The organism is Desulfuromonas versatilis (assembly GCF_019704135.1).
GTDB classification, from domain to species: Bacteria; Desulfobacterota; Desulfuromonadia; order Desulfuromonadales; family NIT-T3; genus Desulfuromonas_A; species Desulfuromonas_A versatilis.
This window is the reverse complement of the sequence record NZ_AP024355.1, coordinates 1-21,850: the sequence shown is the minus strand read 5'-3', so window position 1 is coordinate 21,850 and position 21,850 is coordinate 1. Positions and strand designations below refer to the sequence as shown.

20 protein-coding genes are annotated in these 21,850 nt (G+C 59.5%); 9 read left to right on the top strand and 11 right to left on the bottom strand.

Annotated features, from left to right (window positions below; genetic code table 11):
* Nucleotides 1-88 precede the first annotated feature (88 nt).
* The 11 genes from DESUT3_RS00100 to rpmH form a co-directional block, all read right to left on the bottom strand.
* Complete coding sequence (locus DESUT3_RS00100) at nucleotides 89-469, bottom strand: bactofilin family protein (RefSeq protein ID WP_225911578.1); 381 nt, start codon at nucleotides 467-469, stop codon at nucleotides 89-91.
* 55 nt (nucleotides 470-524) lie between these two features.
* Nucleotides 525-1,376 (bottom strand): ParB/RepB/Spo0J family partition protein, encoded by an 852-nt coding sequence (locus DESUT3_RS00095; RefSeq protein ID WP_221250437.1) that lies wholly within the window; start codon nucleotides 1,374-1,376, stop codon nucleotides 525-527.
* A 2-nt stretch (nucleotides 1,377-1,378) separates the two neighbouring features.
* Nucleotides 1,379-2,143 carry a ParA family protein gene (locus DESUT3_RS00090; protein ID WP_221250436.1) on the bottom strand — a complete coding sequence of 255 codons (765 nt, stop codon included), beginning with the start codon at nucleotides 2,141-2,143 and terminating at the stop codon, nucleotides 1,379-1,381.
* Nucleotides 2,144-2,312: 169 nt separating this feature from the next.
* Nucleotides 2,313-2,966: a 16S rRNA (guanine(527)-N(7))-methyltransferase RsmG gene (gene rsmG / locus DESUT3_RS00085; RefSeq protein WP_221250435.1), complete on the bottom strand. Its 654-nt coding sequence runs from the start codon at nucleotides 2,964-2,966 to the stop codon at nucleotides 2,313-2,315.
* Between the two features lies 1 nt (nucleotide 2,967).
* Nucleotides 2,968-4,827 (bottom strand): tRNA uridine-5-carboxymethylaminomethyl(34) synthesis enzyme MnmG, encoded by a 1,860-nt coding sequence (gene mnmG, locus DESUT3_RS00080; protein ID WP_221250434.1) that lies wholly within the window; start codon nucleotides 4,825-4,827, stop codon nucleotides 2,968-2,970.
* Nucleotides 4,828-4,901: 74 nt separating this feature from the next.
* Complete coding sequence (mnmE, locus tag DESUT3_RS00075; protein ID WP_221250433.1) at nucleotides 4,902-6,269, bottom strand: tRNA uridine-5-carboxymethylaminomethyl(34) synthesis GTPase MnmE; 1,368 nt, start codon at nucleotides 6,267-6,269, stop codon at nucleotides 4,902-4,904.
* Nucleotides 6,270-6,274: 5 nt separating this feature from the next.
* Nucleotides 6,275-6,904: an RNA-binding cell elongation regulator Jag/EloR gene (gene jag, locus DESUT3_RS21265; protein ID WP_221250432.1), complete on the bottom strand. Its 630-nt coding sequence runs from the start codon at nucleotides 6,902-6,904 to the stop codon at nucleotides 6,275-6,277.
* A gap of 7 nt (nucleotides 6,905-6,911) precedes the next feature.
* The gene (gene yidC, locus DESUT3_RS00065) at nucleotides 6,912-8,510 is read right to left on the bottom strand and encodes a membrane protein insertase YidC (protein WP_221250431.1); all 1,599 of its coding nucleotides are present in this window, start codon (nucleotides 8,508-8,510) and stop codon (nucleotides 6,912-6,914) included.
* Between the two features lie 35 nt (nucleotides 8,511-8,545).
* Entirely contained in the window at nucleotides 8,546-8,758 is a 213-nt protein-coding gene (gene yidD, locus DESUT3_RS00060; RefSeq protein ID WP_221250430.1) for a membrane protein insertion efficiency factor YidD, read from the bottom strand.
* Between the two features lie 18 nt (nucleotides 8,759-8,776).
* The gene (gene rnpA / locus DESUT3_RS21260) at nucleotides 8,777-9,127 is read right to left on the bottom strand and encodes a ribonuclease P protein component (protein ID WP_221250429.1); all 351 of its coding nucleotides are present in this window, start codon (nucleotides 9,125-9,127) and stop codon (nucleotides 8,777-8,779) included.
* Nucleotides 9,128-9,133: 6 nt separating this feature from the next.
* Nucleotides 9,134-9,283, bottom strand: a complete 150-nt coding sequence (gene rpmH, locus DESUT3_RS00050; RefSeq protein ID WP_221250428.1) for a 50S ribosomal protein L34 — start codon at nucleotides 9,281-9,283, stop codon at nucleotides 9,134-9,136.
* A gap of 322 nt (nucleotides 9,284-9,605) precedes the next feature.
* Here rpmH and dnaA point away from each other — a divergent pair, with 322 nt between their 5' ends.
* The 9 genes from dnaA to DESUT3_RS00005 all read left to right on the top strand — a co-directional run bounded on the left by dnaA (nucleotide 9,606) and on the right by DESUT3_RS00005 (nucleotide 21,719).
* Nucleotides 9,606-10,964 (top strand): chromosomal replication initiator protein DnaA, encoded by a 1,359-nt coding sequence (gene dnaA, locus DESUT3_RS00045; RefSeq protein ID WP_221252417.1) that lies wholly within the window; start codon nucleotides 9,606-9,608, stop codon nucleotides 10,962-10,964.
* Nucleotides 10,965-11,222: 258 nt separating this feature from the next.
* On the top strand, nucleotides 11,223-12,341 hold the full coding sequence (gene dnaN, locus DESUT3_RS00040; RefSeq protein WP_221250427.1) for a DNA polymerase III subunit beta: 1,119 nt from the start codon (nucleotides 11,223-11,225) through the stop codon (nucleotides 12,339-12,341).
* Nucleotides 12,342-12,392: 51 nt separating this feature from the next.
* Complete coding sequence (recF, locus tag DESUT3_RS00035; protein ID WP_221250426.1) at nucleotides 12,393-13,508, top strand: DNA replication/repair protein RecF; 1,116 nt, start codon at nucleotides 12,393-12,395, stop codon at nucleotides 13,506-13,508.
* Nucleotides 13,498-15,885, top strand: coding sequence for a DNA topoisomerase (ATP-hydrolyzing) subunit B (gene gyrB, locus DESUT3_RS00030; protein WP_221250425.1), 2,388 nt, complete (start codon nucleotides 13,498-13,500; stop codon nucleotides 15,883-15,885). Before recF ends, gyrB begins: the two co-directional genes overlap by 11 nt.
* A 79-nt stretch (nucleotides 15,886-15,964) precedes the next feature.
* Nucleotides 15,965-18,472 carry a DNA gyrase subunit A gene (gene gyrA, locus DESUT3_RS00025; protein ID WP_221250424.1) on the top strand — a complete coding sequence of 836 codons (2,508 nt, stop codon included), beginning with the start codon at nucleotides 15,965-15,967 and terminating at the stop codon, nucleotides 18,470-18,472.
* Nucleotides 18,405-19,286, top strand: a complete 882-nt coding sequence (locus tag DESUT3_RS00020) for a tetratricopeptide repeat protein (protein ID WP_221250423.1) — start codon at nucleotides 18,405-18,407, stop codon at nucleotides 19,284-19,286. Before gyrA ends, DESUT3_RS00020 begins: the two co-directional genes overlap by 68 nt.
* 30 nt (nucleotides 19,287-19,316) lie before the next feature.
* Complete coding sequence (locus DESUT3_RS00015; protein WP_221252416.1) at nucleotides 19,317-20,324, top strand: NAD(P)H-dependent glycerol-3-phosphate dehydrogenase; 1,008 nt, start codon at nucleotides 19,317-19,319, stop codon at nucleotides 20,322-20,324.
* A 43-nt stretch (nucleotides 20,325-20,367) separates the two neighbouring features.
* Nucleotides 20,368-20,934, top strand: coding sequence for a peptidylprolyl isomerase (locus tag DESUT3_RS00010; protein ID WP_221250422.1), 567 nt, complete (start codon nucleotides 20,368-20,370; stop codon nucleotides 20,932-20,934).
* Between the two features lie 47 nt (nucleotides 20,935-20,981).
* Nucleotides 20,982-21,719, top strand: coding sequence for an endonuclease/exonuclease/phosphatase family protein (locus DESUT3_RS00005; RefSeq protein ID WP_221250421.1), 738 nt, complete (start codon nucleotides 20,982-20,984; stop codon nucleotides 21,717-21,719).
* Nucleotides 21,720-21,850 lie beyond the last annotated feature (131 nt).

Below are 21,850 nucleotides of genomic sequence, written 5' to 3'. Positions count from 1 at the left end.
TACCCGCCCGGCGTCTGTCAAGGAGGTTCTGCTAATTTCCAACTTTTCTGGCGATTAATCACCACTCCGCCACGCATCAGGGGAGCGGTTACTTCTTGGCGGGGGCTTTTTCCTCGGGGGCCTTTTCCTTTTTCATGGTCAGGTTGCTGTTCAGGATCACCCCTTCTTCCACCACCAGCACCGGGGTGTCTATGCTGCCGTCCACCTGGGCCGGCGAGCGCAGTTCAACCTTGGCCGTCGCCTTGACGTTGCCCTTGAACCGTCCGCTGAGAATCAGCGTTCCGACGTTGACCTCGGCCTGCACATCGGCGGTCTGACCCACGATCAGGGTATCGCGGGAGGTAACCTCTCCGCGGAAATTGCCATCGATGCGCACGATTTCGTCAAAGATCAACTTCCCTTCGAACTGGCTGCCGGGGCCGAGAAAAGCCTTGATTTCACTTTTCTCAAGGGGCGTCTCTTTTCTCATGACGTCTTTTTCCTTCCTGGCGAACATGGTTTGGATGGTCCTTCTCTGCCCTGTCTCAGGAGATCCCCAGAACCTCGAGCAAGCGGTCCAGGTCCTGTGCGGAGTAAAAGGAAATTTCGATCTTGCCCCCCTTGGCCTTGGGGACGATTTTCACCTGGGTGCCGAGGGCCCGCTTCATTTCGCCGGCCAGATGCACCAGTTCGGGATCAAGTTCCTTTTTGGCCGGGGATTTTTTCGGTGCCCCGAAGCTCTTTATTTTCTTTACCAGGGCCTCGGTTTCACGGACCGAGAGCTGTTTTTCCACCACCCGCTGGCTGGCCTCCAGGATGTCCTCGTCGACCTCCAGGGAGAGCAGGGCCCGGGCATGGCCCATGGAGATGCGGCCCACCAGCACCTCCTCGCGCACCTGCTGGGGCAGGCGCAACAGACGCAAGGTATTGGAAACGGTGGAACGGTCCTTGCCGACCCGTCGGGCCACTTCCTCCTGGGAGAAATCGAACCCGTCCATGAGATTGCGGTAGGCTTCGGCCTCCTCGATGGGGTTGAGGTCTTCCCGCTGGATGTTCTCGATCAGGGCCATCTCCAGGGCCCAGTCTTCGGAAACATCCTGGATCACCACGGGGACTTCGCGCAGCCCCGCCTTCTGAGCGGCCCGCCAGCGGCGTTCCCCGGCGATGATCTGGTAGTGGCTGGCGGTCTGACGCACCACCAGCGGCTGGATGATCCCCTTTTCCTTGACCGAGGCGACCAGTTCGGCCATTTTCTCGTCATTGAAGGTTTTGCGGGGCTGATTGTGGTGGGGTCGCAGTTCCTCGATGGGGCAGAGGAAATACTTGCGTCCCCCTTCCTGGGTCGCGGAGTTCAGCAAAGCACCAATGCCCTTGCCGAGCGCGGGTCTTTTTGCCATGGCTAGTTTCCTGAGTCGATGATTTCCTTGGCCAACTCCAGGTAGGCGGTAGCCCCCCGGGAGGCTATGTCGTAGAGAAGGACCGGCAGCCCATGACTCGGAGCCTCGGAGAGCCGAACATTGCGTGGGATGACCGTGCGGAACACCTGCCCCCCGAAATGATTGCGGATCTCTTCGCTGACCTGATGGGAGAGGTTGTTGCGGACATCGAACATGGTCAGCAGGATCCCCTTCACGCTCAGGCGCGGGTTGAGTTCCTTCTGGATCAGCCGGATGGTCTTCATCAGCTGGCTGAGCCCCTCCATCGCGTAGAATTCACATTGCAATGGGATCAATACGGTGTCGGCCGCCGTCAGGGCATTGACGGTCAACAGGCCGAGGGAAGGGGGACAGTCGATGATGATGTAGTCGTAATCCTCGGCTATATCCTGAAGCACCCCCTGCAGTTTGACCTCGCGGGCAAAGGCGGTGACCAGTTCGATTTCGGCGCCGATCAGGTCGGTATTGGCTGGAAGGATATCGAGATGATCCAGGTTGGAGCGGATCCGGATGTCGCGTGCCGAAACCTGGCCGAGCAGGGCATGATAGACGGTGGCCTCCTGGGAGGCCTTGTCGAGCCCGACGCCGCTGCAGGCATTGGCCTGGGGGTCCATGTCCACCAGCAATGTGCGCTTTTCGGCAGCGGCCAGCGAGGCCGCCAGATTGACCGCGGTGGTGGTTTTTCCAACTCCGCCCTTTTGATTGGCTATGGCAATGGTCAGAGCCATCGGCTTCCCTCCTCACAACCTGGACCGGTCGGAAAGAGTACCATAACACCTTTATTCTTCAAAGAAAAAAGGGAATTCCCCATAAAGACCACATATCTGGTAGCAGACCAGGAAACAGACTCAAGATATAGGGTCTGGCGGAGCTGGCCCGGCCGCCGAAACCTTCTGCTCAGGCCCGCTCGAACACCAGCAGGGTGCGCCTGGCCCTCGAGAGCGGCAACTCCAACTCGCGCAGTTCGCTGCAGACCAGCCCCAGGGAGGCGATCTCGGGCTGCGCATGGTCCAGCTCCTGGCGCCCCTCGGCCCCCTTCATGGCCACCAGGCGCCCCCCCTGAGCCAGACAGGGAAGCCCCAGGGCCAAAAATCCCCCCAAAGAGGTGAAGGCCCGGGACACCACCAGGTCAAACCGACCGTCTTCGCCCAAAACCCTGGGGAGGTCCTCCGCGCGACAGTGCAAGGGTTGCAGCCCCCTGGTTCCGAGCAGTCGAGCCACATGGCGCTGAAAGTGGATTTTTTTCTGCACCGCATCCACGGTGGTGACCTGCAATCCTGGCCGGGCCAGCAGACAGGGAATTCCTGGAAAGCCTCCTCCCGAGCCAAGGTCAAGCAGACGCTCCCGCTCCTGCAAAAGCGGCAGCAGAGTCAGCGAATCGACCAGATGCTTTTCGATTCCCTCCTCGGGATCGGTGATTGCCGTCAGGTTGATGCGCCGGTTCCAGCGCAGCAGCTCGTCGAGAAATTGCAGCAACCGCTCCTGGGCCTGCGGCTCCACCTCCAGGCCCAAAGCTGTCAACTGGCCGGCTAGAAGTTCTGTTCGCGTCATCCTAAGTCCTGCGCAGTAAAACCGAGAGAATGGCGATTGCCGCCGGCGTGACCCCGGGAATCCGCGAGGCCTGGCCGAGGGTCAGGGGACGCACCCGGGCGAGTTTCTCCCGCACTTCAGCCGAAAGTCCCGACACTCCGGCATAGTCGAAACCGGAGGGGATGGCGATGTTCTCCGCCCGGCGAAACCGCTCCACCTGGTCCTGCTGGCGCTGGATGTAGCCCTGGTATTTGGTGGAGATCTCCAATTGCTCCAGGGCCAGGGGGTCGAGCTCCGCCAACTCTCCGTCGAGGCCGAGCAGATCCTGCAGATGGATATCCGGCCGGCGCAACAGATCCGCCAGAGACGCACCGTTTTTCAGCTCCTCGATCCCCAGTGCCGTCAAGGTTTCCCGAGCCCCCGGCGCGACCCGCACCTGCTCCAGGCGCGCCCGGCCTCGTTCGATCTGCTCGGCCTTCTCCACGAAGGCCTTCCAGCGCTGATCGTCGACCAGGCCCAGATCTCTGCCGATGGGGGTCAGGCGCTGGTCGGCGTTATCCTCACGCAGCAGCAGGCGGTACTCCGCCCTGGAGGTAAACATGCGGTAGGGCTCCACGGCACCCAGGTTGACCAGATCATCGATCAGCACCCCGATGTAGCCCTGGTCACGCCCGAGAACCAGCGGCGCGGTTCCCTGGACCTGGCGGGCCGCATTGATACCTGCCACCAGTCCCTGGGCGGCGGCCTCCTCGTAACCCGAGGTCCCGTTGATCTGCCCCGCATGGAACAACCCGGCGACCGCCTTGGTCTGCAGGGAGGGTTCCAGCTGGATCGGATCGACGAAATCATATTCGATCGCGTAGCCGGGCCGCATGATTTCCACCTGCTCCAGGCCGGGGATGGTCCTGAGAAAGGCCAGTTGCACATCCGGGGGGAGCGAGGTGGAGACCCCGTTGGGGTAGACCTCGGCGCTCCCCAGCCCTTCGGGCTCGAGAAACAACTGATGCTGCTCCTTATCGGGGAAGCGCACCACCTTGTCTTCAATGGAGGGGCAGTAGCGGGGCCCGACCCCCTCGATGACACCGCTGTAGAGGGGAGAACGGTCCAGGCCCGAGCGAATGACCTCGTGAGTAGCCGCCGTTGTATAGGTTATATGGCAAGGAACCTGGGGTCCCCTGATCGAGGTCGACAAAAAAGAGAAAGGGCGGGGAGGATCGTCACCATACTGGGGTGTCAACCTGCCGAAATCGATCGAGCGCCGATCCAACCGCGCAGGGGTTCCGGTCTTGAGCCGCCCCACCCGCAACCCCATGGATCGCAGATGGTCCGACAACCCTTCGGAGGGGGGCTCGCCTGCCCGGCCTCCGGGATAATTGTTCAGGCCGACATGGATCAGACCCCGCATGAAGGTACCGGTGGTCAAGACCACCGCCTCCCCGCGAAAGCAGAGTCCCTCCCGGGTCTTCACTCCGGCGACCCGGTGTCCTTCGAGCAACAGGGCGGACACAGCCCCCTGCTTAAGATCCAGATTCCCCTGTTCTTCCACCACCCGCTTCATTCGCGCAGCGTAGCGCTGACGATCAGCCTGTGCCCGGGATGCTCGAACCGCTGGTCCTTTCTTGGTATTCAGAATACGGAACTGGATCCCCGTCGCATCGATATTGAGCGCCATCTCGCCACCAAGGGCATCGATCTCCTTAACCAGATGACCCTTAGCCAGGCCCCCGATGGCCGGATTGCAGGACATCTGAGCCACCGCGTCCAGGCTCAGGTTCAGCAGCAAAGTCCTGCATCCCAAGCGCGCCGCAGCCAGGGCCGCCTCACACCCGGCATGCCCGGCGCCGACCACGATAACCTGATATGCCTTGCCGTAATCCGCCATCTTTTTCGCTTTCAGTCAAAAAAACCTATTATTTTCAAACTGTTGATCGGGATGTTTCACGTGAAACATGGATTCTATTTGCCGATACAGAACCGCTCAAATATACGTTCGAGGATATCATCCGGGGTGGTTTCCCCGGTGATCTGCCCCAAGGCGGCCAAAGCCTCCTGCAACTCCAGGGAAAGAAATTCCGGGGAAGCTCCGCCTTGCCCCTGCTCGATAAATTGAGCGAGGCACCGCCGACACGCTAGCAGGGCCTCACGATGCCGCCGATCGGAAATTACCACGGATTCCCTGGTCTCAGTCCGGCTCCCAAAACCGGCTTTTTCGACAATGGCTTGCTGAAGTGCTTGGATTCCGCTCGATTGCTGGGCGGAGACCCCAACCCTGGTCAGGTCGCAAAAAGGTTTCGCCAGTTCCACCTGGCCGAGATCTGCCTTGTTGACGACCAAGATCGTGGGCCTTCCGCTGCAGGCCCGGTAGGCCAGCAGATCCTCTTCGTTTGGAGCGACACTGCCGTCGATCACCAGCAGCACCAGGTCGGCGGTGCCCGCCTTGGCCCGCGCCCGACGCACCCCTTCGCTTTCCACAGGGTCGGAGGTATCCCTGACCCCGGCGGTATCGACGAGCCGCAAAGGAACCCCCCCGAGCACCAATTGCTCTTCGATGGTATCGCGAGTAGTGCCGGGAATCTCGGTAACGATTGCCCTGGCTTCGCCAAGCAGGGCGTTCAGCAGGGAGCTTTTGCCAACGTTGGGCCTCCCAAGAATCAGCACAGAAAGCCCTTCGCGCAGGACCCGCCCCGAGTCGAAGGTATCCAGCAGACGTTCAACCTCCTGGACCACACCCCCCATATCCGCAAGCAACTGGTCAACTACCGGAAGCTCGATATCCTCCTCGGGAAAATCAACATAGGCCTCGACCAGGGCCAGGGAATCTGCAATGCGCTCGCTGAGGCCATGAACAAACCGCGAAAGAGTCCCTTCCATTTGCCGCAGGGCCAAAGAGGCGGCTGAATCGGAGCGGGAGCGGATCAGTTCGATGACTGCCTCGGCCTGGGCCAGATCAAGCCGTCCATTAAGAAAGGCTCTCAGGGTAAACTCTCCCGGTTTGGCCAATCTTGGGCCTCGCTCCAAAACCAGATCAAGAACCTGCCGCAACACAACACTACCGCCGTGACAGTGAATTTCGGCGACGTCCTCCCGGGTATAGGACCTGGGCCCCTTCATGAAGGCCACCAGTACCTCATCCAGAGTCTGCCCTTGGCTGGTAACTATTTTGCCGTAGTAGAGCCGGTGGGATACAAAGCGGTTAAGGGGACGGCAGGGAACGAATATATCCTTCAGCACCTCTTCCGCACGAGGACCGGATATCCGCAAAATCCCTACCCCTCCCTCACCAATGGGGGTAGCTGGAGCAATGATGGTATCTGATGGTTCCATAGCCATTAGCTCTGGGGCAATACGACCAGACGCCGCTGAGGGCCGTTGCCGACGGAGCGCGCAGCAACCCCACGCTCCTGACTGACCACCTGATGAACCAGGCTCTGCTCCGGAAGGGAAAGGGCGGGTAGGGGAGCAGGTTCCCCGGAGATCCGCGCCCGGGTGGCTAGGCGCCGGGCAAGTCGTTCGAGAGAGGCCCGCCGCCGCGCCCGGTATCGATTGACATCGACAGTGAGCGGCATGGGGCTGCCCCCCCACCGATTGACCAAAGTCTGAACAAGGCATTGAAGTGCCTCAAGGGTCTGTCCGTGTCTGCCGATGAGCAGGGCGGGCTCGGCACAGTCGATCTGCAGCTCGATCCTCTGGCGAACCGGAAATACCTGAACAGTCCCTTCAATCCCGGCTTTGCCAAGCAGTACTTCGGCGATCCGCCTTGCCACGAAGGCGGGATCGGTGAGTTTGACCCTTACCCGACAGGGACGCTTCCCGAATAAACCGAAAAACCCCCTTACGGGGGCCTCGATGATAGTTGTTTCGACTTCGGCTCTGCTGCAGCCCAATTCCCCAAGAGCCTGCTCCACCGCCACCTCGAGGGTGGCGGCGGTTATATCCACTTCCAGAATACCGCGGAGCATGATTCTATCAGGCCTGCCGCTTGATCAGGTATTGCTGGAGAATGGTCAACAAGTTATTGACCAGCCAGTAAATAACCAGACCGGAGGGAAAATTGAGGAACAAAAAGGTGAAGATCACGGGCATCAGCATGAACATCTTCGCCTGGGCCGGGTCCATGGTGCTCGGGGTCATCTTCTGCTGAATGAACATGGTGGCCCCCATGATCAGCGGCGTGATGTAATAGGGATCCTTGGCGGATAGGTCGGTAAGCCACAGGGCAAAAGGCGCATGCCGCAGATCAATGGTGTCCATGAGCACCTTGTACAGGGCGAAGAAAACCGGGATCTGAATCAACATGGGGAGACACCCCCCCAGGGGGTTTACCCGGTTCTGCTTGTAGAGCTGCATGAGCTCCATATTCAGCTTCTGCTTGTCGTTCTTGAATTTCTCCCGCAATTTGGCCATTTCAGGCTGCAGTTTCTGCATGGCCTTCATCGAGGTGTAGCTTTTCTGGGTCAGGGGCCAGAAAATCAACTTGAGAATGACCGTAATGAGGATGATGGCAATCCCATAATTGCCGATGTAACCGTAAAAGAATTTAAGAGCGTGAAGCAGCGGTGTTGCCACCACGGTGAAAAAACCGAAATCGATGGCCCGGGCAAGCTCATGATCAACTTCCTGGAGGATATCCAGGTCCCTTGGCCCGAAATAAGCCAGGTAGCTATATTCAGCCCCTTCGCCGGCCCTCAGATCGACCTGGGGCGTGGAAAAGCCATTTTCCACAACCCCCTGCTTAAGAGCCACTCGCAGTTGCTCGCCGGCGCCATCCAGCGGCACCAATGCCGACATGAAGTACTTGGTCTCAAAGGCGCTCCAGCGCGCCTCCCCGTAACTTTTGGCACCGTCCTGAGCGAGATCTTCGGGCTCGTCCTTAACCAGCTTGTCACCCACCAGAGTGGAAGGGCCGTGGAAGGAGAAACGGTCGCCTTTAGTCTCTTCGTCCCAGGGATGTACCAGGGTCAATTCCAGGTTGCCGCGCAGGAAGTCGTTCCCCTGGTTGGCTACCCTGACTTTAAGGTCAAAAGCGTAGCTGTTGCCGGCAAAGGTATAGATCTTTTCCACCACCAGGCCCCCGGCGGTCGTGGTGGAAAAAACCACGCGAGCTTCCTCATCACCGGAAAGTTTGATTTCTCCCCGAGAATCCCCCACGGCATAAAGCTGCCGAGGATCGAGGGAGAAATTTCCGCTGCCGCCCATTTGCAGGGAACCGGCCTGGCCGGGAGGGAGGTCCAGGACCCGGATGTTCGGAGAATCGGCAGCAGTGGTTTCCTTGAAGTTCTTCAATTCGAATTGGGTTACCACTCCCCCGGCGTTACTCAGCACGGCCCGGAACAGATCATTTTCAACCACCACCTCCACCCGCTCCCCGACCGGTTCAGGCATAGCGACGGGGGGCACAGCAAGCTGGTCCTGTTTAGATGGTGCGAAATCGACCGCGGTGCTGGTCTGGGCCTGGGGTTGCCCTACCGTTTCCGGCGCGGGTTCCTGCGAAGGAAAGAGAAAGCTGAATCCCAGCCAGACGGCCAGCATGAGAACCAGGGCTATAACGGTATTCTTGTTTTCCATCGATTGCTCCAAACCAGCCGCAATGCGGCCAAATTTCAGGGAAGGGGATCGAACCCGCCAGGATGAAAGGGGTGGCACTTGCCGATTCTGCCCAGACTCAATAGCAGGCCTCGCACGACACCGTACTTGGCAAAAGCGTCTCGGGCATAACTGGAGCAGGAGGGGTAGAATCGGCAGGAGGGTGCCTTAAGGGGGGAGATGAACTTCTGGTAAAAAACGATCAGACCGATGAGGCAGCGCCTAAGCATGGGGTATTCCAATGCTGGTTACCGAACCAGAAGAAACTTGAATTCCTCGCACAACTGGCCCACAGTGAGTCGGCAAGCGCCTTTCTTGGCGATTATGGATAGATCGATTCCAGGCGGCAGATGGTTTTGCTGGGTACGAAAGAATTCCCGGACAATCCGCTTTACTCTATTGCGAGAAACGGCCCCCCCGACTTTGCGGCTTACTGTAAGCCCGAGCCGGGTAGGGCCGTCACTCTTTTCCAGGATAAGCACGATGAAGTGGGCGGTATGCCGCTTCTGGCCTTTGGCCCAGGCACGGTTGAATTCAAACCGTTCCCGCAACCGCAGCCGGCTGGGAAACGTCAGCCTTCCCTCTTCAATTCCTGCCAAGGGTCTTTATTTGGTCGGGATCGTAGGCACCAGCACCTTACGGCCCCGGGCCCGCCGCCGCTTGAGAACGGTCTGCCCATTCTTGGTCTGCATCCGCTTGCGGAAACCATGGGTTCTTTTTCTACGGATCTTGCTCGGCTGATAAGTTCTTTTCATTGTATTATGTTCTCCCTTTGCATTGGATTGGGTGTTTTTTGACAAAAGACATCATTACCCATTTTTCGGGTATTTTGTCAAGCACTAAAAGCAATTACCCTCCCTGTTTCTTGCAGCGAGATCCGCCGTTTCTGCGGAAAAACCTGTTGCATTGGGGGGACGCCTCTGTTAGTTTAGAGTGTCGATTTCCACCCTCCAGGCGGCCCTAACAACCCCGCCGAACAAGGAATTTACTTTTATCCACAGCTGTTTATAAGGGTGTGGATATTTTTTGCCGCGAGTACCACTTATCCAGGAGAACGGCTGTTTACCTTTATTGCCCATGAACAGACTCTGGCAGGAAACACTCGCTCACCTGGAGCGAACCCTAACCCCTCAGCATTTTTCCACCTGGATAAAATCCATTCATTTCGTGGAAATCGACAAGGACCTGGTTATCCTGGAGGTCCCCAATCGTTTTATCCTCGACTGGGTCAGAGAACACTACATCCCCATCATCCGGGAAACTCTCTCCCAGATTGGCGCGGTGGCTTATAGGGTGCAGTTGAACATCGCCCAGCGCAAAAGCCCCGATACAACTCCCCAGGTTCCCTCATCGCCCGAAATACCACCAGCCCCGCCCGCCAGGGACTCCGAACCCATATCGAGGGAAGGTTGCGGCGCATACGGCTTAAACAGCAAATACACCTTTGAGGAATTTGTTTCGGGTTCTTCCAACCAGTTTGCCTTTGCCGCCGCAATGGCGGTGGCTAACAACCCGGCCACTACCTATAACCCACTTTTTATTTATGGTGGGGTCGGCCTGGGCAAGACCCATCTGGTCAACGCGGTAGGAAACGCCATTCACAAGAAAAACCCGGAAATGCGCGTTTGCTATTACACTTCCGAAAAATTCATGAATGAACTGATAAATTCGCTACGCTACGCGAAAATGGACGAGTTTAGAAATAAATTCCGTTCCATGGACGTGCTGCTCATTGACGATGTCCAGTTCATCGCCGGCAAGGAACGTACCCAGGAGGAGTTTTTCCACACGTTCAATGCTCTCTACGAGTCCCATAAACAGATCGTCGTCACCTCGGACAAATTTCCCAAGGAAATTCCGGGCCTGGAGGAACGCCTGCGGTCCAGGTTCGAGTGGGGCCTGATCGCGGATATCCAATCCCCGGATGTAGAGACCAAGCAGGCCATCTTGAAAATGAAGGCGGAACAAAACGGGATATTCCTCCCGGAGGATGTCACCCTGTTCCTGGCCAATTCGGTAACCAGCAACGTTCGCGAACTGGAAGGTTACCTCATCCGCATCGGCGCATATGCCAGCCTTACCTCCACACCGGTAACCCTGGCGATGGTCAAGGAGGTCTTGAAAGACATCCTGGTGGAAAAAAACCGTGAGCTCACCGTTGAAGAGATCATGAAGACGGTAGCCGCCCACTACAATGTCCGGGTATCGGACATCAAATCCTCCAAGCGCCTGAAGGCCCTGGTCCTCCCCCGCCAGGTAGCCATGTACCTGTCCCGCCAATTGACCTCATGCTCATACCCTGAGATCGGCGAACGTTTTGGCGGCAAAGATCACTCAACGATTATCCACGCCATAAAAAAAATAGAGAAGCAGACCGAGGACGATTTCCAGTTGCGTTCAACCATCAATACCATTAAGAACGCCTTAACCAATTAGTTCTTTGCGGGGCACCATTTTCCCTTTCGGCCCTGTGCATGGCCAGGGGACAGCTTTGAGGACAGACTGGTGAAAAACTGCCCATCAACAAATCGGAGGTTTTCCGCAACACCTCGCCAACGATATGATGAACAGTTCAAGTTTCTGTTTTCCTAGGTTTTTTTTTGCTTTTCCACAAGTCCACAGGCATTTACTACTATCTACTAAACGAATTTATTATTTCTTCGAAATAACCGGTTTCTGTGAATAGGAGGTCCCATGCAATTTTTTATTGAAAAAGAGGTTTTCCTCAAGGGCCTCGCCCGTATCCAGGGGGTAGTGGAAAAACGCAACACCATCCCTATTCTCTCGAACGTCCTGATCGAGGCCAGGGATGGACAGATTTTCCTCACGGCCACGGACCTCGAGGTCGGAATGCGCGCATCCCACCCGGCGACCGTGGAAACCCCCGGTCGGGTAACCGTCTCGGCGAAAAAACTCTACGAAATCATCAAGGAACTGCCGGAAAAGGAAATTTCTTTCCTCGCCAAGGACAATTGCTGGATCGAAATCCGTTGCGGAAAGGCTCTTTTCAATATCGTGGGTCTCTCGGCGGAGGAATTCCCCTACTTTCCCCAACCGGAAAAAGAGCAATTTGTTGCCATCAGCAGCACCCTGCTCAAGGAAATGATCGATAAAACAGCCTTTTCCATTTCCAATGACGAAACCAAATACAATCTGAACGGGATATTCTTCCGCTCCACGGAGCAGCAGGAAAAAGCCCAACTCACCCTGGTTGCCACCGACGGCCACCGCCTTTCCCTGATTAGCCGCGATCTCGGTGCCTCCCACATTCCTGAGTTGCAAAAGGGAGTCATCTTTCCCCGCAAAGGCATCATGGAATTGAAGAAAATGGCCGAAGAAGGCCCTTCGGATATCCACCTGGGGTTCATGGACAACAATGCGGTCATCAAAAAGGATCAGACCATCGTGGTGATGCGTCTGGTGGATGGGGAATTTCCCGATTACAGCCGGGTCATCCCCAAGGCCAACGAATTCGCCGCAACGATTCCCCGCGACCTGCTGTTGCACTCTCTGCGCCGCATGTCGATTCTCTCCAGCGAAAAATCCAGGGGGGTCAAGCTATTCCTGCGTACCGATCTTTTGGAGATTTCCTCATCCAACCCGGAGTTGGGTGATGCGAGGGAGGATCTGGAGATTGAATATCAGGGACCGGAACTTTCCATCGGCTTCAATGCCCGCTATTTGATGGACATTCTCCAGGCTCAGGATGCAGAGAAGGTTGTCCTCAAACTCAAGGACAATCTCTCCCCGGGGCTTATCAACCCCGCAGAAGAGACCGACTACCTGGCCGTGGTCATGCCGATGCGCCTGTGACCGGGGAACTTTGTTTGTCCCGGAAGGTGCCATCGTCCGGATATCCACTGCATGTACATTAAGCAGATTCAGTACCGAGCATTTCGAAATATCGAACGGGCGGAGTTTTCCCCGGATACTGGCTTCAATGTTCTTTGGGGCGATAATGCCCAGGGAAAAACCAACCTCCTGGAAGGAATTTACCTTCTCGGCAACCTGAAAAGCTTCCGGGCTTCCCGCAACGGGGAATTTCTGCCCGAAAGCACCGGCACGGCCCACCTTTCGGCCCGTGTCAGCAGTCAACAGGTGGAGCGCCGCCTGGAGCTGAGCATTGTTTCCACGGGGAAAAAAGTCCGCATCGACGGCAAGGACCTGAGATCTTCCCGGGACTTTTTCGGCCATCTGCGTCCGATTCTTTTTTCCCCCGAGGAGGTGAACCTCATCAAAGGTTCACCGGCCGGGCGTCGCGCGTTGCTGGATCGGGCCATTTTCCAGACCGATCCGCTGTATCTCGAACGGGCCCAGGAATTTGAGCGCCACCTGCGTCAGCGAAACCTGTTGCTCCGGGAGGGAAAACCCGCCCAGGAACTGGCCCCATGGACCGAGGGCTTGATCCGCTGCGGGGCCCGGCTGCGTTGGGAACGAGCCAGGTATCTTGCCGAAATGACACCCCGGTTGAGGGAAGTTTACGGCGGGATAACCGATAACCGGGAGCAGGCCGACCTGGTTTACCGCGAGGGTGAAGCGGACGAGGAAGCTTTGCGGGAAAGACTCCGTGAGGAACTGGATGGAAAGGCGGAACGGGAGCGTCGTTTGGGCCAGACCCTGGCCGGTCCTCACCGGGACGATCCGCTTTTTCTCGTTGATGGGCGCCCATTACGCCTTTTCGGCTCTCAGGGCCAGCAGCGCTCCTTCATGCTGGCTTTCAAAACGGCTCAGATCATGGATCTGGAATCTCGCACCGGCGAACCCCCGGTTTTGCTGCTCGATGATATGACCAGCGAGCTCGACCGCCATCGCCAGGGATACTTTTTTCGTTTTCTGCTCGAGCGCAGGGGGCAGGTTTTCATCACAACGACCGATATTCAACCTTTGATCAAGGAAGGCATTCACCAGGGCAAATTTTTCCGGGTGCGCGCTGGCAGCCTTCAGGAAGATAATCCAGAACGAGGTAAGTATGACGGATAAGACGGAAAAGCAGTATGGAGCCGAAAGCATCAAGGTTCTCGAGGGGCTTTCCGCGGTGCGCAAGCGCCCAGCCATGTATATCGGCTCCACTGGACCCAATGGCCTGCATCATCTGGTTTACGAGGTCGTGGACAACTCCATTGACGAGGCCCTGGCCGGCTACTGCGACGAGGTCAACGTCTCCATCCATGTCGATGGCTCGGTGACGGTCGAGGACAACGGCCGCGGCATCCCCGTGGACATGCACCCGACGCAGAAAAAATCCGCCGCCGAGGTCGTGCTGACGGTGCTGCACGCCGGCGGCAAGTTCGACAGCGACTCCTACAAGGTCTCCGGGGGTCTGCACGGCGTGGGGGTGTCGGTGGTCAACGCCCTCTCGGTCCGCCTCGACCTGGAAATTCGCCGCGACAACAAGATCTACCGCCAGAACTACGAGCGCGGGGTGCCGACCACCCCGCTGCGCGAGGAGGGGGAGACCAAGCGCCGTGGCACCAAGATCACCTTCTGGCCCGACGGCGAGATCTTCGAGACCACCGAGTTCTCCTTCGAAGTGCTCTCCCAGCGCCTGCGTGAACTGGCCTTTCTCAACGGCGGGGTGCGCATCAACATCGCCGATGAGCGCACCGAGAAGAAGCACGAGTTTCATTACGAGGGGGGGATCCTCTCCTTCGTCGAGTACCTTAACCGGGCCAAGACCCCGGTCCACCCGACCCCGATTTTCTTCAAGGGGGAGAGAGAAGGGGTCGAGATCGAGGTGGCCATCCAGTACAACGACGGCTACGACGAGAAGATCTTCTCCTTCGCCAACAACATCAACACCCACGAGGGGGGCACCCACCTGGTGGGGTTCAAGGCGGCGCTGACCCGCACCATGAACACCTACGCCACGGCCAACAACCTGCTCAAAAACGTCAAGACCGCCATCTCCGGGGACGATTTGCGCGAAGGGATGGCCGCGGTCATCTCGGTCAAGGTCCCCGATCCCCAGTTCGAGGGGCAGACCAAGACCAAGCTCGGCAACTCGGAGATCAAGGGGTACGTAGAGACCCTGATGAACGAGAAGCTGGCCATGTACCTGGAGGAGAACCCCCAGGTCGCGCGCAAGATCCTCGAGAAGGGGATCGAGGCGGCCCGCGCCCGCGAGGCGGCGCGCAAGGCCCGCGACCTGACCCGCCGCAAGGGGGCCCTGGAGGGGCTTTCGCTCCCCGGCAAGTTGGCCGACTGCCAGGAGAAGGACCCGGCGCTGTGCGAAATCTATCTGGTCGAGGGCGATTCGGCCGGCGGCAGCGCCAAGCAGGGGCGCGACCGCAAGTACCAGGCGATCCTGCCCCTCAAGGGGAAGATCCTCAACGTGGAGAAGGCGCGCTTCGACAAGATGCTCACCTCCAACGAGATCCGCACCCTGATCACCGCCATGGGCACCGGCATCGGCAAGGAGGACTTCGACGTCGCCAAGCTGCGCTACCACCGCATCATCATCATGACCGACGCCGACGTCGACGGCTCGCACATCCGCACCCTGCTGCTGACCTTCTTCTTCCGGCAGATGCCCGAACTGGTCGAGCGCGGCCACCTCTACATCGCCCAGCCGCCGCTTTACAAGGCCAAGCGCGGCAAGAAGGAGATCTACCTCAAGGACGAGGCGGCCCTGCTCGAGTACCTGCTCGACGAGGGGACCGAGGGGATAACCGTGCAGATGGAGAAAACCGGCAAGGTCATCCGCGGCAAACAGATCATCCCGACTCTGCGCAACATCATCGATTTCAACACCCTCTTCGACAAACTGGTCCACAAGGGGGTCAACCGCGAGGTGCTCAATATCTTCGTGCGCGGCAAGATCCAGAACGGTTTCGCCGACATGGACGATTTGCGCCCGCTGGCCGAAACCCTCAAGGGGATCGAACCCCGAGCGGTTTTCGAAGCCCTCGATGAGCCGCCGCGCATCCTTTTCACCCTCGGCAGCATCCGGGCGCGCATCGACCAGACGGTGCTGGAGATCCTCTCCTCCCACGAGTACAAGCTGCTGCTGCAGGCTTACCGCAAGGTCGAGGATATCTGCGTGGATGAAAAAGCCTTCGTTTCCCTCGAGGGGAAGGAGGAAACAGCCATCCACGAACGCCAGGAACTGCTCGAGTACTTCACCAGCCGGGCCAAGAAGGGCCAGTACATCCAGCGCTACAAGGGGCTGGGGGAGATGAACCCGGAGCAGCTCTGGGAGACCACCATGGACCCGGAAAAACGGGTGCTGCTGCAGGTTAAAATCGAGGACGCGGTGGAAGCCGACGAGATATTTACCGTGCTCATGGGCGACCAGGTCGAACCGCGCCGCGAGTTCATCGAAACCAATGCCCTGAACGTCTCGAATTTGGATATTTAAAGGCAGGAGTTAGGAGCCAGGAGTCGGGAGTTGGTTTTCACTACTAACTCCTAGCTCCTTTACTCCCCGGAGGTTTTGCATGCTTTCCGATCAACAGAATAAAGTCACCATCAACATCGAAGACGAGATGCGCAAGTCCTACATGGACTACGCCATGAGCGTCATCGTCGGCCGGGCCCTGCCCGACGTGCGCGACGGGCTCAAGCCGGTGCACCGGCGGGTGCTGTACGCCATGCACGATCTCGGCAACGATTTCAACAAGCCGTACAAGAAGTCGGCCCGCGTGGTCGGCGACGTCATCGGTAAGTACCATCCCCACGGCGATACAGCGGTCTACGACACCATCGTGCGCATGGCCCAGGATTTCTCCATGCGCCACCCGCTGGTGGACGGCCAGGGCAACTTCGGTTCCGTCGACGGCGATTCGGCGGCGGCCATGCGCTACACCGAGGTGCGCATGGACCGGCTGGCCCACGAGCTGCTGGCCGACATCGAGAAGGAGACCGTCGACTTCGGTCCAAACTACGACGACTCGCTGCAGGAGCCGCTGGTGCTGCCCAGCAAGTTCCCCAACCTGCTGGTCAACGGCTCGGAGGGGATCGCCGTGGGCATGGCGACCAAGATCCCGCCCCACAACCTGGGCGAGGTGGTCGACGGGCTGGTGGCGATCATCGACGATCCGCGCATCCGCGTGGAAGAGCTGATGGAAAAGGTCCCCGGTCCGGATTTTCCCACCGGCGGCTTCATCTTCGGCTACGAAGGGATCCGCGAAGCCTACCGCACCGGCCGCGGCATCATCCGCATGCGCGCCCGTGCCTTGGTGGAGAAGGACAAGCGCACCGGCCGCGAGGCGATCATCGTCACCGAGATTCCCTACCAGGTCAACAAGGCTAAGCTGATCGAAAAAATCGCCGACCTGGTCAAGGACAAGAAGCTCGAGGGGATCTCCGACCTGCGCGACGAATCGGACCGCGAGGGGATGCGCATCGTCATCGAGCTGAAGAAGGACACCATCCCCCAGGTGGTGCTCAACCAGCTCTACAAGATGACTGCCATGCAGTCCTCCTTCGGCACCATCATGCTCGCCATCGTCGGCGGGCAGCCGCGCATCCTGACCCTGCGCGAGGTCCTCGACCTGTTCATCGACCACCGCAAGGAGGTGGTGACCCGGCGCTGCATCTTCGAGTTGAAGAAGGCCGAGGCCCGCGCCCATATCCTCGAAGGTCTCAAGATCGCCCTGGAGAACCTCGACGAGGTGATCCAGATCATCAAGACCAGCGCCAACTCCCCCGAGGCCAAGGAGCGGCTGATGGCCCGCTTCGGCTTCAGCGACATCCAGGCCCAGGCCATCCTCGACATGCGCCTGCACCGGCTCACCGGCCTGGAGCGCGACAAGATCGTCGAGGAGTACAACCAGATCCTGGCGCTGATCGCCCGGCTCAAGGAGATCCTCGCCAGCGAGGTGGAGATCCTCAACATCATCAAGACCGAGCTGCTGGAGATCAAGGAGAAGTACGCCAATCCCCGCCGCACCGAGATCGTGCCGTTGACCGGCGAGCTCTCCCTCGAGGACCTGATCGTCGAGGAGGACATGGTGGTCACCGTCTCCCACACCGGCTACATCAAGCGCAACGCCGTCTCGCTCTACCGCGCCCAGCGCCGCGGCGGCAAGGGCAAGACCGGCATGCGCCCCAAGGAGGAGGATTTCGTCGAGCACCTGTTCATCGCCTCGACCCACTCCTACATCCTGGTGTTCACCGACCAGGGCAAGGTCTACTGGCTCAAGGTCCACGAGATTCCCCAGGGGGGACGGGCTTCGCGGGGCAAGGCGATCGTCAACCTGCTGCAACTCGCCCAGGGCGAGAACGTCACCAGCATCCTGCCGGTCAAGGAGTTTGCCGAAGGCAAATACATCATCACCGCCACCCGCAACGGCGTGGTCAAGAAGACCGAGCTGATGGCCTACTCCAACCCGCGTGCCGGCGGCATCATCGCCCTGACCATCGACGAGGGGGACCGCCTGGTCTCCACCCGCCTGACCGACGGCAAAATGGACATCCTGCTCGCCAGCCGCCACGGCAAGGCGATCCGCTTCCCCGAGAGCGACGTGCGCCCCATGGGCCGCACCTCCCGCGGGGTGCGCGGCATGCTGCTCGAGGACGACGATCGCATCATCGGCATGGAGGTGGTCACCGACGCCACCTCGGCGACCCTGGTCACAGTCACCGAGAACGGCTACGGCAAACGCACCGATCTCGAGGAATATCGGGTGCAGAGCCGCGGCGGCAAGGGGATCATCACCATCAAGACCTCCGAGCGCAACGGCAAGGTGGTCGACATCAAGCTGGTCAACGAGGATGTCGACCTGATGTTCATTACCGACCGGGGCAAGGTGCTGCGCACCAGTGTTTCGCACCTCTCGATCATCGGCCGCAACACCCAAGGGGTGCGGCTGATGGTGCTGGAGCCCGGCGAGCGCATCGTGGCGGTGGCCAAGCTGGCAGAGAAGGACGAGGAAAATGGAGATTCAGAAGCTGAAGAAGAAGCTTTTGAAGGAGGAGTTGAGGGAGCGCCGGAAGAGGAATAAGAAGCGGCGTTGGACGCTGGTGGGGCTGATCCTGCTGGCGGGCCTGGCTGCCGGGGCAGGCGGTACCTATTACCTCCGCGCCAGCGAGTCTCAGTTGCTGGAGCGAATCCAGCAGGCCGAACTGCTGGTTCACCAGGAGCAGTTCGAAAAAGCCGCGGACCTTTACCGGCAGATCCACTCCCGGCATCGCTCCTCGAGCCTGGCTCCCCAGGCCCTCTTTTCCGCCGGTGAGATCCTCAATCTCTATCTGGGCAACTACCAGGAAGCGGTCCTGGTCTTTCTGCTGCTGGAGCACGACTACCCCGATTCGGACCTGGTGCTGAAAGCCCAGGAGCAGGTGGCGGAGATTTACAAAAACCGCCTGCGGGACTACAATCGGGCCATCGTCGCCTATCAAAAACTGCTGGACAGCGGGGCGGCCAACCCCGACCGGCTCCAATACGAGGCCGCTGACTGCTATTTTCGCCTGAATAACTTCGAGCAGGCGCGCATCGAGCTGGAAAGCCTGGTCAAGGCCTTTCCCGAGAGCCCCCTGCTGCCCGAGGTCCATTATCGGGTAGCGGTGACCTATTCCCTGGAGGGCCTGTTAAAGCAGGCCGAGGCCGCCTATCGGCGGGTGATCGCCGACTGGCCGGAAAGCCCCTACACCATCGAGGCGCGCTTCGGCCTGGCCAGCGTGCTCGAGGAGGAGGAGAGGCTGGACGAATCCCTGGCAATCCTGGAGAGCCTCGCCGGGATCTATCCGAACGGGGAGGCCCTGGCGAAAAAAACCGACCAGGTCCGCGAACGCATCCGCAAGAAAAAGGCTCCCTAGTCTCGGCGCTGCCCGCCACTGGAGAGGAAACTGTCTATGAAAATCGGCGTCATCGGAGCCGGAAGCTGGGGCACCACCCTGGCCGACCTGCTGGCGAAAAAAGGCTTCCCGGTCACCCTCTGGGCCTACGAAAAGGACCTGGTGGAACGCATGTCCGCCACCCGGGTCAATGATCTGTTCCTGCCGGACTTCACCCTGTCGGCGAATCTCGGCTTCACCAACGACCTGGCCGCGGCAGCCGCCGGCAAGGACCTGCTGCTGCTGGTTCCCCCCTCCCAGGTAATGCGGCGGGTCATGCAGCAGGCCGCCCCCCACGTTTCGCCGCAGACCATCCTGGTTTCGGCCTCCAAGGGGATCGAAAACGACACCCTGCAGCCGATGGCCGAAGTTCTTGAAGACGTATTCGGCAAGCAGATCGCCCAGCGCCTGGCCTTTCTCTCCGGGCCCTCCTTCGCCCGCGAGGTGGCGGCCGGCATGCCGACTGCGGTGGCGGTGGCCTCGGGGAACCCCGTTGTCGCCGAACAGGTCCAGGAGATCTTCAGCACCGACTGCTTCCGGGTCTACCGCAACGACGATGTGGTCGGCGTGGAACTGGGCGGGGCGTTGAAGAACGTCATCGCCCTGGCCGCGGGGGTGGCCGACGGGCTGGGCTTCGGCCACAACAGCCGCGCCGCCCTCATCACCCGGGGGCTGGCCGAGATCACCCGCCTGGGGGTGGCCATGGGTGCCAAACCCGCCACCTTCGCCGGCCTGGCCGGTATGGGCGATTTGGTACTGACCTGCACCGGGGATCTTTCGCGCAACCGCACCGTCGGCATGGAACTGGGCAGGGGCAAAAGCCTGGAGCAGATCCTGGGGAGCATGAACATGGTCGCCGAGGGGGTGAAAACCACCCTGTCGGCCTTCCAGCTTGCCGGCAAAATCGGCGTGGAAGTTCCGATCATCGAGCAGATGTACCGGGTTTTGTACGAGGCCAAAGACCCGCGCCAGGCGGTCATCGACCTGATGCAGCGGGAACTTAAGGCCGAGGGCATTTAAGCGCAGAATCCAGGAGTCAGGATTCGGAAATCAGGAGAAAATCATGCTTAAAAAACTTTTTTTGCTGGCGGCGGCTGTGCTGCTTACGGTTAACGCCTGGGCCGGGCCGCAGGTGATCATGGAGACCAACAAGGGCGACATCACCATCGAACTCGACCAGGAAAAGGCGCCTGAGTCGGTGAAGAACTTCCTGCGCTACGTCGACGAAGGGTTCTATTCCGGGACCGTTTTCCACCGGGTGATCAAGGACTTCATGATCCAGGGCGGGGGTTTCGACGGCGATCTGAAGCGCAAGGAAACCCACCCGCCCATCGTCAACGAGGCGGGCAACGGCCTGAAAAACAACCGCGGCACCCTCGCCATGGCCCGCACCGGAGTGGTCGACAGCGCCACCAGCCAGTTCTTCATCAATCTCAAGGACAACGATTTTCTCAATCAGCGCGGCCGCACCCCGCAGGAATTCGGCTACGCGGTGTTCGGGAAAGTAGTTGAAGGTATGGATATTGTTGATATGATTGGCAATGCCAGGACCAAACGGGTCAACGGGCTGTTCCAGGACCTGCCCGAAGAGCAGGTGCTCATCAAGGCGGTGCGCCGGGTCGCCCCCTAGCCCCCACGGTCGAGAGCCGAGCTTAGCCATTGTCGGAAGAGGGTCGCATGACCACGATCCGCGTCATGACCTACAACATCCAGCGTTGCCGGGGCGGGGACGGGCGCAGCGACCCGGATCGCATCCGCGAGGTGATCGCCGCCGGCGCGCCGGACATCGTCGCCCTGCAGCAGGTCAGCACCCTTCCGGCCCAGAACCAGTTGCAGCAACTCGGCGAGCGGCTCGGTATGCATTGCTACCCGGGCCTCCCCGGGCCTGCCGGCAACGCCTTTCTCTCTTACCATCCCCTCAGGGGTATCCAGGAATTCGACCTTGGCGGCGACTGCAGTGTGCTGCGCGCCGATGTCGACCTTGGCGGAAAACGCCTGCACCTGTTCAACCTGCGGCTCGAGACCACTCCCCGGCTGCGGCGCCAGCAGATCGACTATCTGCTCGGCCCAACCCTGCTTGGCAATCGCTGCCTGACCTGTCCCACCCTGGTGCTGGGGGATTTCGGCGACCTTTTCTGGGGACCGGGCAACGTCAGCCTGAATATGGGCCTGCGCAGGGCCCCCCGCCCCCTGTGGCACGGCACCTACCCCTCCCGCTTCCCCGTGGCGGGGCGCGACCGCGCCTATCTCAAGGGGGATCTGCGCATTCTCCACACGGCCATCGACCGCCACGCCCTGGCCCGGGAGGCATCCTCCCACCTCCCCCTGACCCTGACCCTGCAGATCATCGATCCCCGCAATTACCTGCGGCTGGAGAAGCTCAACCGCAACCGCATGGAAATCGCGCCTGGGTAACAGGGTAAGGCGCAAAGTTATCCCCATCTGTGGACAAGTCTGTGGAAAAGGTGGATAGGCAAAAAAAACTGCCCGCATGCTGGAGGAAATCGGCACCGCTTTTAAAAAATAACGCCAACGAGACAGGCAAC